This window comes from Rhizobium mongolense USDA 1844, assembly GCF_000419765.1.
Taxonomy (GTDB): Bacteria; Pseudomonadota; Alphaproteobacteria; order Rhizobiales; family Rhizobiaceae; genus Rhizobium; species Rhizobium mongolense.
The window spans coordinates 1-16,493 of the sequence record NZ_ATTQ01000053.1 but is presented as its reverse complement, the minus strand read 5'-3'; the positions used below and the strand labels follow the sequence as shown (position 1 = coordinate 16,493).

Here is a 16,493-nt window from a genome sequence, read left to right as displayed (position 1 = left end):
TGAAGGCGGCGCTTTCGGCGATGACGGTGAAGACCGACCGCAAGGATGCACGGGGGATCGCGCAACTGCTCCGCATGGGGTGGTATCGTCCGGTCCATGCCAAATCGTCCGCCGGCCCAGGACACTCGGGCTCTCCTGGTTGGCCGCAAGCTTCTGCAATCCAAGCTGCTCGACGTGGAGCTCAGCATCCGGGGTATCCTGCGCGGCTATGGATTAAAGGTCGGCGAAGTCAGCCGAGGGCGTTTCGAAGTGCGCATTCGTGAGTTGATTGCAGGGCACCCCACATTGTCGATGGTGATTGACGCGATGCTGACGGCGCGAGCAGCGCTGTGGAGCGAATTTACGAAACTGCACCGCGAGATGCTCAGGATCGCCCGCGCCGACAAAGTTTGCCAACGGCTGATGAGTGCGCCGGGTGTCGGTGCCTTGGTTGCGCTGACCTACCGCTCCGCGGTCGATGATCCAGCCCGGTTCGAAAAGTCCAGCACAGTCGGTGCCTACTTCGGGCTCACGCCGAAGAAATATCAATCCGGCGAAACCGATCGCGATGGCGGCGTCAGCAAGGTCGGCGACGCGATGGTGCGAACCGCATTGTTCGAGTCCGCGCACATCATGCTGACGCGGGCGACGCGCTTTTCCAGTCTAAAGCGCTGGGCGCTCGATGTGGCTAGGCGTCGCGGGATGAAGCGCGCGAAGGTTGCCCTTGCACGCAAACTCGGCGTCGTTCTTCACCGCATGTGGATGGATGCGACGGACTTTCGCTGGAGCGCAAACGCAACGTGATTGACGCAGGCAAGTATCAGGCTTGCATCTGATGAGGTCCCGTCGCTGGGACGCAGGCTTGGCAAGGTCGTGTGTAGTGCTGTGACCGCTTCGGCGAAGCACGCTTCCTAGATTGACCTGTCGGCTTGTTGATCTGATGGCATAGTGTGGCAGTCTTCGTGCTGACCACGGACAGAAGCATGGCCTCAGCGACGAGATAATCATTCGGAGGGACTTGACGAACAAAGGCCCATTACAGAAGCACTACTTTGGCAGATTAATCCTCAGTTAACGATGATCGGCCATCTTTGGCATTCCAACAGGGGTGCGAAGGATGGCAGAGCAGGATGTTGCATTGACGGAATGGTTGAAGCCGTTCGTTGAGAAGCTCGGCCACAAGAAGCGGCGGCAGATGTGCCCGGTTTATATTTCGGGCCTCATCGGGCCGGGAGATCGCAAGAGTATCGAGCCGATGGCGGAACGGCTTGCGCCTGATCGCTACGATCGCCTGCATCATTTCATCTCGGATGGCATTTGTGACGCCGGTCCGCTTGAGGCGGAATTGGCCGTGCAGGCTGACAGAATAGTCGGGGGCTCCAGATGCATTTCTGGTGATTGACGATACGAGCCTTCCGAAGAAGGGCGACCACTCGGTAGGGGTCGCGCCGCAATATGCGTCGATGCTGGGCAAGCGCGCCAATTGCAAGACGCTGGTGTCACTGACGCTGGCACGCGACGAGGTCCCTGTCCCGGTGGGTTTGCGGCTGTTCCTGCCCGAGAGTTGGACCAGCGATCAGGACAGAATGGCAAAAGCGGGCGTTCCCGAGCTATCGCACGCATCCCGCACCAAACCCGAGATCGCGCTCGACGAGATCGATCGGCTGATTGCCGCGGGTGTTCGGTTTGGTACTGTGCTCGCGGATGCAGGTTATAGTCTATCAGCCGCATTTCGCCAGGGTTTGAGTGCGCGGGGTCTCACTGGGCCGTCGGCATTCCCAAGCATCAGAAGGTTTATCCCTGCGATGTCGCATTGATCTTTCCGGTTGCTGGCCATGGACGGCCCCGTAAACATTCCATCCCCGATACGCTATCGACAGCAGCCGAAACGATGCTGGCGGCCTCGACGTGGGCGAAACTCAGCTGGCGGCGCGGCACCAAAGGCCGATTGACCGCGCGCTTTGCTGCCCTGCGCATTCGAATTGCGGATGGCAGTCCGCAGCGTATCCTCGACAAGGGACAACAGCATATGCCGGGCGAGGAAGCCTGGTTGGTTGGCGAGTGGCGCTCAAACGATGAACGCAAATACTACCTGTCCAATCTTCCAGCAGAGGCGACATTAAAGCAGCTGGCGGCGACCATCAAAGCCCGTTGGGTCTGCGAGCAGGCGCATCACCAGATGAACGAGGAACTCGGTCTCGATCACTTCGAAGGCCGATCGTGGCAAGGCCTCCACCGACACGCATTGATGACAATGATCGCTTATGCCTTCCTGCAACATCAGCGCCTACAAAAGGCAAAGCGGGAAAAAATGGACGAGACGCGGCCCGCCTAAACCGACACTGCCAGCCATCCGGCGCGCCGTCATAGCCGCGCTCTCAAACCACCATCCCCCACAACGATGTCCACACTGCCGCATCCGGTTCCAAATGATCCCAAAATCAATTCTGCCAAAGTAGCGTTAGGGCGCGCCGCCAATTGCCGCCGGTATGGACGATGAGCGGCCTGGCCGGCTATCTGACAGCCCTTATAAGTGGCCGAAGTTCATCGACCCAGGACAGTGGATCCGCTGCTCACCCGTCTTGAAGCTTTGGATGCGCCGATGATTTTTTCAGAAAATTGTAAATACCCTTGTTCTTCAGATCATGAACCAGCGACCGGGCGCGAATTATATAGCGCCGAGGCACCACGCCAGTACGGATTTCTGCGCGTGCAGGCGGTTCTCAGCCTCGTCAAAGACGACCGACTGCGGTCCGTCAATCACCTCATCGGTCACTTCCTGGCCGCGATGGGCCGGCAGGCAATGCATGAAAAGTGCATTATTTTTGGCCCGCATCATCAGCTGCTTGTTCACCTGGAAGGGCAGGAGCACGTTGTGTCCGCGCGCCTTATGCTCCTGATTCATGGACACCCACGTATCCGTTATCACGCAGTCGGCGCCGGCGACGGCGTTTTCAGCATCATGGCACAGCACGATGCTGGCACCTTCGTTGCGGGCCCAATGCAGGAACTTACCTTTGGGTTCCGACCCTAGCGGGACGGCCACTTTCATATAGTAGCCAAACCGGGCCGCACCCTCGACAAAGGAATGCAGCACATTGTTGCCATCACCCGTCCAGGCAAACGTCTTGCCGCGGACCGGACCGCGATGTTCCTCAAAGGTCATAATGTCCGCCATAATCTGACAAGGATGGGTGTCGTCAGTCAGGCCGTTGATGACTGGCACAGCAGCATGCTCCGCCAGTTCCAGAAGCCGCTCGTGATCGGTTGTCCGGATCATGATTGCGTCGACGTAGCGCGACAGGACCTTTGCCGTATCCGCGATCGTCTCTGCTCGGCCGAGCTGCATTTCGGTGCCCGACAGGAAGAGGGTCTCGCCACCCAGTTGGCGCATGGCGGCATCGAAGGAAACGCGGGTCCGGGTGGACGGTTTCTCGAAGATCATCGCGAGCATCTTGCCAGTAAGCGGTTTATCTGCCGTGCCTGCCTTGGTTGCGGCCTTGCGGGACATCGCATCATCCATGATGCCGTCCAGGTCATCTACGGAAACGGTCGAAAGATCGAGGAAATGCTTGAGTGCCATGTCAACCTGTCATTTCTTCAAATGCCCTAGAGATGCTGGCCTGGGTTATGAAAGCCACCTGAGAGAGCCTCATACATGGCCGCATGTCCATAAAGTTGAGACTCTTCTTGTATATCGTGGTCCCCACACCCGGCCCCGTCAGTCCGCCAGCTTTGTCTCGAACTGGTTGTCCAGCCCGAATCCTCCAGCGGGCAGAACATGGAGAGTCCTAAAGTGATGTTCTCGGCAGCTCAACTATCAATCTTGGTGGGGCTCGCGCGGCAGCGAGAAGCGCGTTTCCGACTATCGAATTGCTGTACATGAGACCTGGTCAACATCGCAACGGGCCTACGTTCAATTGCCCCTTTGACAGGGGACATCGTCAACTTTTCTACGCGAGTGTTCACTGTATCCGGTCGCCTGCTACTCACTTCATACAGACAACCGCTGAGAACGATTTAAGAAGTCTGCCGCAGAATCGGAGAGCGCGTTTCGCGCATACACGACATCTCGCGTATGCAACCCTTTCCTGTATCGCTTCAACATGCCTTTGAAGCTGACGGCAAAGTGCGCGCCCCACGGCGCAGCTATGATCGCGGCCCATGGAGCGTCTCCGCCGCGGTACGGTGAACCCGCCATGAATTTTTCGGGATACGTCGAGCGGGCACTGCAATCAATCAAAGCATTCCGCTGCCGTGCGGAGCTTTTGAAATCAGATCTGAATCGCAACTGACATGAGTCAATCGGGTCGACAGCGGCGATATCGCGAGCTTCGTTGGTTCCGACAGAGTGGTCTAACGCCGCGACGACTTTCTCGCTAGTGGTCCGTTACCCTCGTCTACAGTCGCGATAGAACCGAGTAGATGTCGGCTGCGTTTCCCCGCAGTGGCGAAAAAGTTTCCGCCGCAGCGACGCGGAACCCCCGAAATTGTTGAAGACATTGGTCGATGTCGCATGTCTGAACGAGTCGGACATGCGAATAGCAATGTCATCGCTATGATATTGTTTTAACAAGATTGTCTCCTTGGCATGGTTCATGCATCGCTATCCCCAAACGCGTCACCCACTTGGGGGGAGCCATCCCATGATCGCTGTTGCCGCCCTCAAAAAAATTTCCTCGCGAAAAGCTACCGATCGACACCAGTGCCGTCCACCAGGTCAGCATCTTTCCTCCTGTTAGCCCAAGGGAAGTTCCGATGAGCCCTATTACGCATGAGACGATTGGACACGAATTCGCTGACGTTGTATGGCAAGAGCGTCATGCTGTTACTCGCGTTGACCAGTTGCGCGAATGGATGGGATTCACCGCCGGACGGCAACCTGATGCGAGACGTTGAGCTCGGCCTCGCGCGCGCCGATGGCGATGCGGATAACGCCTTATGTGCTGAACTTAATCGACTGGTCAAACTTCCTCCAAGACCCAATCCGCAAACAGTTTATTCCCGTGAAAAGCGAAATTCTTCGTACGCGGTTAGCTGACGGCGTGTGACCTGAAGTTCCATATGTGGACGGCTCCTGCTTGCAAGTGTTTTTTGCAGATATTTTTTGATCGGATCGCTTTGCTTCCATATGTGCGGCCTTTCTTTGTGGTCGCACATGACCACTGGCCAAGATGGTTTCCGCAACGCGTGTTTCTAACAAGGCAACGACCTTCAAGGGCCACTGGAACTAACGGAGTGTCACGAGTTTTGGATCGATCGATCACACCATCTGCTCTTCTCTTACAAGTTCACAGCATCAGCTCAACACGGTAGTGATTTCATCGCGCTCACCATGATGGCCAATCTCCTATATTGCCTGCGTTTGCCCTTCTGTTCGCCGATATGTCTCACCGCTCACCATTAGCTTCCAAGCGACACGGGCGATCTTGTTGGCCAGCGCCACCGCAACCAGCTTCGGTTTCTTCCGTTGCAGCAGTTCCGTGAGCCATCGGGAAGCATGTCTGCTTCGGCCTGTTCTGACGTGCTGAAGGAGAGCGGTTGCACCAACCACTAGGGCGCTTCTCAGCATTTCATCGCCGGCGCGGGTGATCACCCCAAGCCTGACCTTGCCGGCAGTCGAGTGGTCTTTGGGCGTCAGGCCGATCCAGGCGGCAAAATCTCGCCCGGACTTAAACATCCGTGGATCTGGGGTCTTCATCATCAAGAGCGATGCGCCCACTGGACCGACACCGGGGATTTCAGCCAGGCGCCTGCTGCATTCCTCGGAGCGATGCAGCGCAATCAATTTTGCGTCGATTGCTTTGGTTTCGGCAAGCAATTGCCGATATTCAACACCATGCATGGCAAAGAGCTCGCGAGCCAATTCTGGCAGTGAGTGATCAGCCGCTATGCGTTCCAATAGCAATTCGATCCGGCACATACCCTTCGCCGCGACGACGCCGAACTCCATAGCAAAACCACGGATGACATTGGCGAGCTGTGTCCGGTTGCGGATGAGCCTCTCTCGCATACCGACCAGCGTCAATGCTGCCTGCTGGTCGGCGGTCTTCACCGGCACAAACCGCATAGTTGGTCGGCTCATCGCTTCACACAAAGCTTCCGCATCCGCCGCGTCGTTCTTGCCGCGTTTGACATAAGGCTTTGCTAGTTGAGGCGCGATCGACTTCACCTCATGGCCGAATGAGCTCAATAACCTCGCCCAATGATGCGAGCCACCGCAGGCTTCAAGCGCGCCCGAAGCGATGCCGCTGGCAGAGTGACTCAACCCAGCGGCGTTTCGCAAAGGCGCACGTCACGTTCGGCGTTGGTGGATAGCGGTTCCGAAATATCGCGTGTGGGCGACATCTAGGATGCGATTGATCACGCTGCATAAGCTATGTCCGGCGGCCTTGGCAGCCACGATATAGGACGAGGTCGTTGTGAGCCCCGGCCCGGCGTTGACCTCCAGGACGAAGGGCTGTCCTGATCGATCGATCCGGAAGTCGACACGGGCATAATCCCGGCACTGGCAAGCGCGGAATGTCGCAATCGAAATATCCCGCAGGACTGTCGCAAGCCTGCTCTCGATCTGTGCCGGGCAAACCCTCGGCGGCCCCGCAGGCGCCGCGTACTTTGCCTCCCAGGTCATAAGACGGGTTGCGCGGTCGCCGAAGTCCTGCTCCACAAGAGGCAGCACCTCGAGTTCTTCGTTTCCAAGCAGCGGAACGCTGATTTCCCGCCCCTCAATGTATTCTTCAACCAGTGCGTCCTGCGCATACTGCTCGACAATCACTTCGACCGCCCGCTTCAGCTCAGCGGGTTCACGTACTAGTTGCAATCCGAGGCTATCATCTTCGCAAGGCGGCTTCACGACCACCGGAAATCGCAAGTCGCCGATATTTTCGGTGCCGCGACGCATCACGCGAAAGTTCGGCGTCGGCATGCCGAGGCCACGGATGAGCCTCTTGGTGATTACCTTTTCGAGTGTCAGTCCCTGCCCAAGCGGGCCGGAGCCGGTGTAGGGCACGCCTGCCATCTCGAGCATGGCCGGAACGTGGGTGCTACGACTCTCGCCCTGAATTCCGCACGCCAAGTTGAAGACGAATCCCGAAGGGCGGGCTTGCAAATCGGGCGGCATGAACCGCTCCAGCCTAGCGAGCAGTCCTTTATCGCCCTCACACAGCAGCACTTCGTGGCCGTTCTCTTGTAGCGCCGCCACCACACCCTCGCTGGGTTCCTTTGGCCAAGGCTCCGGCGGCTGCGGACAAGGCTGACCGAACCGGTTGATCACGCCCGTAACATCTTTGTTCCTAACAACGGCTACTCGCATGAGCTACTCCTTTTAAAATCTGCCCGATGGCACGTTCATTTTGCTCGTATTTGGGTCTCGGCACCCCGATCACCAGTTGGCACTTACGCGACAAGCGCGTTAGTATTAGGGTCCAGCCTTGCAGCACGGACGAGCAGCGTCCTCAGCACCTTGGGCACCACACAGCCAACTTAGCTGCCGNTATGCCAAGCTGCAGGAACGGCTCACCGTCCGCCTTGCCGAAGGTGGTGCGTAGCACCGCTTCACGCGCCAGTCGAAGGGTCTGTCGGGCTGGCTTTGTCGTTTGAGCGAGTATCATGTGAACTCCTTGGCTGAAGACAGCGCGACGCCTATGGAACGGGCATCATGGCAGCGCACATGCAATTGGCATGCCAAAACGTGTTTGCGAGCAGGAGCGATGCAACCGTGTCGGCATTGCGGTCGGGCAAAAGTTCGAGAATGCGATACCACGCTCCAGATCGCAGATGATCGTGCCATAGCGCTGCCTTTTGCGCCAAAGAGTCATGAATGCCGACCAGGCGCGGGGCTTTCGTGGGCTCGAACTCGGCGGCCCGGATCATGCGCAAACAGCGTGTATCGCCGCTGACCGGCATGGCGAGCTTGTGCGAAGCCGGAAACGGGATCCGCCTCGACGGCAAAGCCAATCGCCAACTGGCTTTCGCCGAGCCTCGTCGTGCGGCGGCTGGACAAAGTCGGGAAGCCTCGGCGAGGGTCTGCTGCGGACATTGCCCGCTGCCATAGCGAAACCGCCGTGCTTAAAGCCAGACTTCGACGGCGCGTCCATGCCCATGGTCCGAAAGCCAACGCGCGTAACGGCTGTGCACACGGTAGCTTTCGCCGCCGCAGGCCGGGCAGTACGACGACCCATCTCGCGCGCGCCAGCCATGAAGTGCATTCGCGCTGCTACTGCTTCGCAGGGTCAGCGTATTATAATGCTGTCTGTTTGATACTGCCTTCCTAAGTAGGTACACGCGGCCGACATTTCCGTTTAAAAGTGCCGAGCCTCCGCCAGAACTCCAGTTCGACCCCAGGTTGAGGGATCGCATCTGAAAGCGGGCCAGTCCGGCATCTGCCGCACACGCCAGACGTGGCCATCCTGATGCACTGGTGACCGGCCATGTATCACTTTTAAACCAGGGCCATCATTCAAAGCAGCCCACTTTCAACACCTTGCTCTTTCATGCGCAACAAGCACAGGTTACAATGGAACGGCAACACTCATACCGTGGTCTTTTGAAGATTCCTGGCCTATTCCCTCTGATACTTGCTGCGACCCTATCCCGTTTGGCCGGACGCATGTTCGTACTCACATTGGTCCTGTTCGTGCTCGCGCAGTTTTCGTCTCCGGCCCTGGCAGGGTGGCTTACATTCGCAGCGATCGTTCCCGGCCTGGTTGTCAGCCCTGTTGCGGGCGTTTTGCTTGACCGCGTAGGACCGACAATTGCGGTCAGAATCGACATGATCGCCAGCGCTGTTTTCATCGCGGCGATCAGTTTCGCTGGTTGGGAAGGTTGGTCCAGTCCGCCGATCCTGTTCATCTTGGTGATGCTGTTCTCGCTGTCCGGCCCTTTGGGCGCCGCGGGGACCCGTACTCTGTTGCCGCGCCTGGTGCCCCCAAACACGCTTGATCAGGCCAATGCGCTTGACATCGCGATCTATGCCATCGTCGATGTCGTTGGGCCGGCGATGGCGGGCGTGGTCGTAACCTGGCTTGGGCCGGAAGCTGCGATGGCCATGATCGCCGCAGGCTATGCAGGTGCAGCAATCTGCTTGTCTCGCGTGCAACGCTTGCCGGGGTTGGCTTCCACACAGACATCTTTCCTGCGCCAAACGATGGAAGGCATTCAGCTGGTATCGCGGCAGCCGACGCTCCGCGGCCTCGCTGTCTCCTACTCGCTGTATACGGTCACATGGGGCGTCTTCTACGTGGCGGTTCCGGTTTTCGTGGCCAATCATTACGCGACCGCAACGGACAGTTTAGTAACTGGGATTTTGTGGGCTGCGACGGGTGTTGCCGGAGGTGTGGGTGCCCTCTTCGCTGGGCATGTGCGCACGACTGGACGCGAGAGACGTGTCATGGCCGCCGGAATGCTCATTACAGCATTTGCAGCATGGCCGCTTGCAGCGGAGTTCGGATTCTGCGGTCTGGCAATCGGCCTGATGCTCGCCGGTGTAATGTCGGGTCCAATCACTGTCTCGCTGCTGACGTTGCGTCAACGACGCACCGATCCGCAACAGCTTGGCCGCGTAATGTCCATTTCGATAAGCCTGAACATCGCAGGTTTCCCGCTGGGCTCAGCTATTGCGGGTACAGCAGTCACGCAATCCTTGTTGGCCACATTCGTTTTGGCTGGAAGCGCCTCTGTCGTGGCAGCCATAGCAACCGCCTCTATCCCTCCCGATACAGACCGCCGGCCGGAAGTTCCGTTGCTGTAAGTCGCTCTTCAGCCGCGGTAGCCGGAAGGTAGCGGTCGCGATATCGAGAGGCCGATTGCAACAGGCGGCGTGATCGGCATTGATGGTCATAACTGCTGAGGTATAACCGGCTTCGTGATTGGCTGAGCCTCATACGTTTTCGTCCGGCTCCATCTCCAAGAGCATTGATCAAATGGCGCAAGCGCCATCACCGCTGGCCCTGACTTCGGCATGTATTCGCCGATGGCGGCTATGCGGGCGACAAGTTGAAAGGGAGACCGGAGAAGATCGGCCGATGGACGATGGAAATAGTCAAGCGTTCCGACAAGATCGAGGGCTTCACCATCCTGCCGCGCCGGTGGGTGGTGGAGCGGAACGCTCGGTCGCTGCCATAGACTGGCCAAGGATTGGAAGAAAACGATCGCATCCGCTGAGGCATGGATTACTATCGCCCACATCCACATCCTCACACGGCGGCTCGCAAGATACGGATATCGCTGAGGTCTTTTCGAGCCAGGCTTCTAGAATGAAGAAGTCGAAACAGGGGCCGAATGGGTAGGCCCATTACCGACATAGTCGGTTTGTCGCGCGCGCGACACGGCCATGTTGAGCAATCTCTTGTCCGACTTCAGCCTACACAGTTGAAAAGCCAATACAGAATTCCATTCTTCGTTTGGATCAGCGAAATTGGCATGAGGTTTGCGTTCAAACCACTACGAAGTGGCGTGAACTGCCGAAAGGCGTTCATGTCGCGGGCAACATCGCACGGTGGAACGAGGCAAGCAACATGTCAGGTCTGCTTCAGATTAAATTCTGCAGGAACGCTGCCATCGGCGAGGCCGGGCATACCTTTCGCCTCATTGCGGGGCAACATGCGCCTCAGTCTCCACCTGCTGGCGTACGGTGGCCGCGATCTCTGTCACGATTACCGATCTATTCTGAAAGCTGCACATCGATCAATCCCGTCCGTGCGACTAAAGCCGCTGCGGTCCCTCGCCGGCGTGGAAATCCCCAACCGCGAAAAAGGAGCCTCTAGATGAGAAAAGTCGTCGCCGCCAAGCTTCATGGCATCACCGTAACAGATGCCGATCTAAACTACCACGGCTCAATAACTTTGGATCCAGATCACTGCGATGAGGCGGGTATTCTCCCGCTGGAGTACGTCGACATCTGGAATAAGGCTTCAGGGGCGCGACTTAGCACGTATGTCATTTATGGTGAGAAGGGTTCTCGTTGCTGTGTGCTGAACGGAGCTGCTGCTCGCACATGCCAGATTGGAGATGAATTAATCGTTTGCTCCTCAGCATACATTGAGACACACCGGATCGCAGAAATCAAAACGCGAGTGCTGACGTTCAATCGGGACAATTCTGTCCGCGACCGCATGTTTTACGATGCTGGAGTCAAAGATGATGGAAGAATGACATTCGCGGTTCGCGAGGGCTCTCCTGGTGACAACCTCTAAAGAAGTAAACAAGTCGGCTTCAATCGCTGAAAGCTCACCGAAATCAGCCTAGCATCACAGTTGCATTCATATTTCAGATGAGCTCGTCGGCGGTCGCCTGATGGCGTCTCCAGCATGACCATGCCATGCGGGGTTTAATGCGGCGCTGGGCAAGCCTGGTAGCGATGCGCCGGACGTCCTATATAGACCAGCGGATCAGATCCTGATGGTCGGCATCTGCGGTCTTTTTAGGGCGTCACGTCATTGGCGGGTATCTGGAGACCCCTTAGATCAGCATCGAGGGTGTAACCGCCCCGGTATAGCGAGAAATGCAGGACGGCGGATACGCATAACATCAGCGGTTGGCCCGACTACATGTCCGCGAGCGTTCCCGCTGCGAGGACAAGATCATATCCGATAGTGTGGTCGCTGGACGCGAGCCACCATTTCATGCGACGTGGCAATGCTCGCCATTCGCCACGCCGTTCGACACAAGAGAAGCTGACCACGGTGAAAGCCCTTGTGTTGCAAATGTGCTGAGCGAGGACGGTTCTTCCTCGTCGTGGGCGAGCCGCGGAAAGCCAGCGGGCAGCAGCGTCCGATTTGCGGCGATGTACACATGAGCTAAGCGAACTTTGAGAAACAGCACTGGCGCCATTGATCACCTCTTACCCTTGCGCGTTTTCTGCAGGACATATGTGTCGAATTCTGCAAGATGTGTTTCGCTCGCCGCCAAAGCTTGAAGCGCGCGGCTCTTCGTCTGACCGCGATCAGTTCCACGAGACATTCCACTGCCGCGAATGCCGGAGCCATGGTGTGAAAGAACGCAGGTGTTTCGGTCTGAACGCTGATTGCAATCTTGGAAAGGTTAGCGATGGGAGACAGTTCGCTGTCGGTCAATGCGATTAGTTTCGCACCGCGAGAAACGGTGAACTCGGCGGCCTGCACCGTAAAGCGAGTTAGGGCCTGACCGTAATCGCCAGTAAAGCGTCTTCTGGGCCGACAGGACCTAAGCGCGTCATTGGACGTGCCGCCAATTCGTCGATCAATACCGTGGGGAAGCCAAGCAATGATCCGACATAGTGCATCAGAGAGGCTACGGGAAAACTCGAGCGGAGGCCAATACCTTTGCGTCCAGTATGTCAGGTTCCGAACATAAATTGTCGCAAGCTCAGACTTTGGCCGAGAGAATTCTGCAAAAGGTGTCTTTCGGGCTTCGTGAGTTCCGAAGAGCGCGCGAGGCGCCAGCCTCCCATCCGTGACCGCTAACTTGATCTCTGACGGAACGTGATTCCATCTGTGCCGATCTTCTAAGGCAAAGATGCTCAAAATGGCGGCCGGAGTTGCAACACGCGCCTGTCGGCGATCCGGTCGTTATTCAAGTACCGCGGGTCGGCCGAGCGGCGACAGAAGACGCCCTCGCAATCGAGGCCGCCTTGACCACCGGAATAAGGCCGGCGGCGCGCAGGTGGGCGGACCTCTCTTGCTCCTGCCCCCGGCGGCGCCGCGCGACCCAGTTGCGCAACTGATTAGCGTTGACGCCATGCTCCAGCGCCAGCCCCGCAACCGAAACACCCGGTTCAAGGCACGACTCGATCAACCCCGTGGTTTTCCGGTAGACGTGCGGGCGGTCTGCAATGAGGACTCCAGGCGAGTGCGACGCTCGATGGCCTCGCGCAGGGCGATGACTATTGCGTCCGTGATGCCGACGCCGGCCATTTCGGCGCAGCCTTTTCCAAGGCAGCATGCAGGGGTTGCGTCTCGACATACTTCAAAATGGGGCCGAAGCCTCCGTCGAAGAGCGGTTTATTCGAATGAACACTTGTTCCGGTAGATCCCGGCTGGAGTCCTGTAGTGATATCGCTGTCCGCGATCCACTGGAATGCGTGACAGCGACTTTCCGGAGCCTGCAATTCGACGTGTTCGGCCTAGGGGATGTAGGGGATGCCGTCTCCAAAATAGCGCGTGTGGGCGACATTGAGGATGTGATTGACCAAGCTCGAGAAGCTGTGTCCGGCGGTCGTCGCGGCGAGCATATAAGAGTCGCGCATATCGAATGAGGGCATTGAGTTGGCCTCCAGGACAAAGGGCTGGCCGGTGCGATCGATTCGGAAGTCGACCCGGCCAAAGTCCCGACACTGGCAGGCACGGAAGGTCGCAACCGACATATCCCGCAGCATAGTCGCAAGTCTGCTCCCGATTTGCGCCGGGCAAATCTTCTGTGGCGCCGCGACCGCCATGTGCATCTTGTCTTCCCAAGTCACAAGGCGCGTTTCTCGGTCCCCGAACTCCTGCTCCACCAAAGGCAACAGCTCGAGCTCGTCGTTTCCAAGCAGCGCAACGGAGATTTCCCGCCCCTCGATGTATTCTTCCACGAGCGCATCCTGCGAATACTGCGTGACGATCACTTTCACGGCCTGCCTCAATCGAGCGGGCTCATGTACGAGCTGCAATCCGCGGCTGGTGGATTCTTTACGCGGCTTCACGACCACCGGGAATCGCAGGTCGCCGGTGCTTTCGGTGCCGCGACGCATCACGCGAAAGTTCGGCGTCGGCAGGCCGCGATCGCGGATGAGCCGCTTGGTGATAACCTTGTCATGCGCCAGCCCATGCCCGAGCGGGCTTGATCCGGTATATGGGACACCGGCCATCTCGAGCATGGCCGGAACGTGGGTGTAAGGGTATTCGCCCTGAATTCCGTAGGCCATGTTGAAGACCATTCCGGAGGGGCGGGCTTGCGGATCGGGTGGCATGAACTGCTCGAGCGTGGGGAGCAGTCCTTTGTCGCCCTCACACAGCAGCACTTCGTGGCCGCCCTCTTGCAGTGCCGCCACCACCCTTTGAATTGTCCCGTGGTCGTCGTCCAGCGCACAAGACCGACCGAACCTGTTGATCACGCCCGCATCTTCATGGTTCCACGCTATGGCTACCCGCATGAGCTACTCCTTTTAAAAATCTGCCCGATGGCACGTTCACGTTCATTTGCTCGTATTTGGGTCTCGTCACCCCGATCACCAGTTGGCACTTACGCGACAAGCGCGTTAGTATTAGGGTCCAGCCTTGCAGCACGGACGAGCAGCGTCCTCAGCACCTTGGGCACCACACAGCCAACTTAGCTGCCGGTATGCCAAGCTGCAGGAACGGCTCACCGTCCGCCTTGCCGAAGGTGGTGCGTAGCACCGCTTCACGCGCCAGTCGAAGGGTCTGTCGGGCTGGCTTTGTCGTTTGAGCGAGTATCATGTGGACTCCTTGGCTGAAGACAGCGCGACGCCTATGGAACGGGCATCATGGCAGCTCACATGCAATTGGCATGCCAAAACGTGTTTGCGAGCAGGAGCGCAATGTCAGGGGTTTCCGCCGTTGCCAGCGTGACGCTAGTGTCTGGGTCGTCTGGTTCTGAACACAGATGTCGTCAACCGGGCATGGATAAATCTGAAAAACATGGAACGGTGACGAGCTTTCTCGAAGAATGCCGTTGAAATGAGTGGCTGCGCCCACATTTACTTCGAGAAGAACGCCCTGCACGGTGAGCAGTCGTAAGACCGTCGTCTAATAGCGAGATTTGCAAGCGCCTTTTGGGTGCGGGAGGTTGTTTGCCGGGAGCATGGTCGTCTACCGGTCGACATAGGTCGCCGCATTATGGTGCTTCGCGGGACGGTCCTCCCAATGTATGTATGTCTCGCACGCTCCGAGCAAACCCGTGGTGCAACGGTCTTAACGGAATGGACCAGCCTCGGTCCCGGCAGGGACCGCCTCTTCGCGCCATGGGCGCTGCAGAGATCGAGAGTTAGGTGGTGGTTGTCGCCCTGTTGAAGAGTTCACCGGAGCGAAGCATCGCATGCATGATGACAGCGAGCTTGCGAGCGACAGCGACAGCGGCACGTTTGAAGCCGATCTTTTCGCGTAGTTTTATACCCCAATTGCGCAAGTCGCAGTCGGACCGGCTGCGGGTCAGGATCACCACCGCGGCTTCATAGAGAAGCGAACGCACATGTGTGTCTCCGCGTCGGGAGATATGGCCGTCATAGTCTAATTCGCCTGATTGATAGCGCCGCGTGTCAACCCCAGCCATGCGCCTACCGAGCGCGATCGCTTGAAGTTCGCGGGATCCTCGACGGCAGTTAGGTAAGCAGTAGCTGTGATCGCACCAACGCCGGGGATCGACATCAGCAACTGACATTGCTGGTTTCTACGTGCTTCGGCGAGGAGCTGCTTCCCCAACCTAGTTGTTTAGTCTCGGGATTTGGTGGAGCGGATCGAGGGTGAAGCGTTCGGGCTGTGAAGCCCATGCCTTGCAAATGAACTCGTAGGGTGTGAGGCCCTTGAGGGTCTTGAGTCTGCGGCCGAAGTTGTAGGCGGCGACGAAGTCGGCGAGGTGCTGGCGCAGTTGATCGTGGCTTTCATAGTAGAAGCGCCTCACGGTGGCATCCTTGATGGTCCGGTTCATTCTCTCAACCTGACCGTTGGTCCACGGATGCTTTGCCTTGGTGGTGCGGTGCTCGATATCGCTGGTGGCGCAGGTATATTCGAAGGCATGAGCCCGGAAACGTTCGCCATTGGCGATCGCTTCTTTGATCAGCGGCACAGCGGATCCTCCGGCGCCGGGCGTAGTGAATTGGATCCCGTTGTCGGTGAGCACAGTGTGGATCTTGTAGGGAACGGCTGCGATTAAGCGCAGTAGGAACTCGCGCGAGACGGCGGTGGTGGCCTTCTCATGCAGTTCGACGAAGGCAAACTTCGAAGTGCGGTCGATGGCAACGAACATGTGCAGCTTGCCCTGTTCGGTGCGCACCTCGGCAATGTCGATGTGGAAGTAGCCGATCGGGTAGCTCTTGAACTTCTTCTTTGCCGGCCTGTCGCCGTCGACATCCGGCAGGCGGCCGATGTCGTGGCGCTGCAGACAGCGGTGCAGCGACGACCGCGTAAGATGCGGGATTGTCGGCTGCAGCGCATAGAGGCAGTCATCGAGCGCTAGCAGCGTGTAGCGCCGGAAGGCGACAATAACTGCTTCTTCCTCGACAGAGAGGACCGTCGATCTCGGTTCCTTCGGGCCGGTCGGCAGGTCTGCGACTGAGGTCCGCTTCCGCCACTTGGCGACGGTCTTCTGATTGATCCCGTAGCGCTTCGAGAGCGCCCTCAGGCTCTCTTGACTATGTTGTATCGCTCGACGGACTGCCTCTGTCGTCGTGGCGCTTCCATGAAGAACCTGGCCCATAGCGCATCCTTTGATTCGGAAGACAAGCACTACTTTGGCACCTTTGGCTTGGGGCGTTCTGTGAGGAGCATCTCACAGTGGGGGCATCGTAGCGGCGGTGGCCGTGCGAAGATGTCGAGGATCGCTTG

General features: G+C 58.0%; 10 protein-coding genes and 5 pseudogenes. 6 read left to right on the top strand and 9 right to left on the bottom strand.

Annotated elements, in window-relative coordinates; translation table 11 throughout:
• The 3 genes and pseudogenes from A3C3_RS42300 to A3C3_RS42295 all read left to right on the top strand — a co-directional run.
• A pseudogene (locus A3C3_RS42300) lies at nucleotides 1–783 on the top strand (IS110 family RNA-guided transposase); the annotation flags it as partial.
• 313 nt (nucleotides 784–1,096) lie between these two features.
• The gene (locus tag A3C3_RS48880; RefSeq protein ID WP_376774952.1) at nucleotides 1,097–1,381 is read left to right on the top strand and encodes a transposase; all 285 of its coding nucleotides are present in this window, start codon (nucleotides 1,097–1,099) and stop codon (nucleotides 1,379–1,381) included.
• Nucleotides 1,374–2,314, top strand: a pseudogene (locus A3C3_RS42295) (IS701 family transposase). Before A3C3_RS48880 ends, A3C3_RS42295 begins: the two are co-directional and overlap by 8 nt.
• A gap of 333 nt (nucleotides 2,315–2,647) precedes the next feature.
• On the opposite strand, the gene argF reads toward A3C3_RS42295, so the two are convergent.
• The 3 genes and pseudogenes from argF to A3C3_RS0135920 form a co-directional block, all read right to left on the bottom strand.
• On the bottom strand, nucleotides 2,648–3,562 hold the full coding sequence (gene argF, locus A3C3_RS0135930; protein ID WP_022719315.1) for an ornithine carbamoyltransferase: 915 nt from the start codon (nucleotides 3,560–3,562) through the stop codon (nucleotides 2,648–2,650).
• Between the two features lie 1,767 nt (nucleotides 3,563–5,329).
• Nucleotides 5,330–6,214 (bottom strand): annotated as a pseudogene (locus tag A3C3_RS40645) (IS110 family RNA-guided transposase); the annotation flags it as partial.
• A 60-nt stretch (nucleotides 6,215–6,274) separates the two neighbouring features.
• Nucleotides 6,275–7,291 carry a D-alanine--D-alanine ligase family protein gene (locus A3C3_RS0135920; protein WP_022719313.1) on the bottom strand — a complete coding sequence of 339 codons (1,017 nt, stop codon included), beginning with the start codon at nucleotides 7,289–7,291 and terminating at the stop codon, nucleotides 6,275–6,277.
• A 1,107-nt stretch (nucleotides 7,292–8,398) separates the two neighbouring features.
• Here A3C3_RS0135920 and A3C3_RS0135910 point away from each other — a divergent pair.
• The 3 genes and pseudogenes from A3C3_RS0135910 (at nucleotide 8,399) to panD (ending at nucleotide 11,171) form a co-directional block, all read left to right on the top strand.
• Nucleotides 8,399–9,727: an MFS transporter gene (locus tag A3C3_RS0135910; RefSeq protein WP_245278823.1), complete on the top strand. Its 1,329-nt coding sequence runs from the start codon at nucleotides 8,399–8,401 to the stop codon at nucleotides 9,725–9,727.
• A 188-nt stretch (nucleotides 9,728–9,915) separates the two neighbouring features.
• Nucleotides 9,916–10,207 (top strand): annotated as a pseudogene (locus tag A3C3_RS44720) (transposase); the annotation flags it as partial.
• Nucleotides 10,208–10,742: 535 nt separating this feature from the next.
• Entirely contained in the window at nucleotides 10,743–11,171 is a 429-nt protein-coding gene (gene panD, locus A3C3_RS0135895) for an aspartate 1-decarboxylase (RefSeq protein WP_022719309.1), read from the top strand.
• A gap of 427 nt (nucleotides 11,172–11,598) precedes the next feature.
• Here panD and A3C3_RS45825 read toward each other — a convergent pair whose 3' ends face one another.
• The 6 genes and pseudogenes from A3C3_RS45825 to A3C3_RS0135875 form a co-directional block, all read right to left on the bottom strand.
• The gene (locus tag A3C3_RS45825; protein WP_145611490.1) at nucleotides 11,599–11,808 is read right to left on the bottom strand and encodes a hypothetical protein; all 210 of its coding nucleotides are present in this window, start codon (nucleotides 11,806–11,808) and stop codon (nucleotides 11,599–11,601) included.
• The gene (locus A3C3_RS45820) at nucleotides 11,775–12,098 is read right to left on the bottom strand and encodes an SIS domain-containing protein (protein ID WP_233450502.1); all 324 of its coding nucleotides are present in this window, start codon (nucleotides 12,096–12,098) and stop codon (nucleotides 11,775–11,777) included. The genes A3C3_RS45825 and A3C3_RS45820 overlap by 34 nt, the downstream gene beginning before the upstream one ends.
• Before the next feature lie 430 nt (nucleotides 12,099–12,528).
• Entirely contained in the window at nucleotides 12,529–12,750 is a 222-nt protein-coding gene (locus tag A3C3_RS48345; protein WP_051154572.1) for a transposase, read from the bottom strand.
• A gap of 328 nt (nucleotides 12,751–13,078) precedes the next feature.
• Nucleotides 13,079–14,086 carry a D-alanine--D-alanine ligase family protein gene (locus A3C3_RS0135885; protein ID WP_022719307.1) on the bottom strand — a complete coding sequence of 336 codons (1,008 nt, stop codon included), beginning with the start codon at nucleotides 14,084–14,086 and terminating at the stop codon, nucleotides 13,079–13,081.
• An 851-nt stretch (nucleotides 14,087–14,937) separates the two neighbouring features.
• A pseudogene (locus A3C3_RS44710) lies at nucleotides 14,938–15,371 on the bottom strand (transposase); the annotation flags it as partial.
• 1 nt (nucleotide 15,372) lies between these two features.
• The gene (locus A3C3_RS0135875) at nucleotides 15,373–16,365 is read right to left on the bottom strand and encodes an IS481 family transposase (RefSeq protein ID WP_022719305.1); all 993 of its coding nucleotides are present in this window, start codon (nucleotides 16,363–16,365) and stop codon (nucleotides 15,373–15,375) included.
• Nucleotides 16,366–16,493 lie beyond the last annotated feature (128 nt).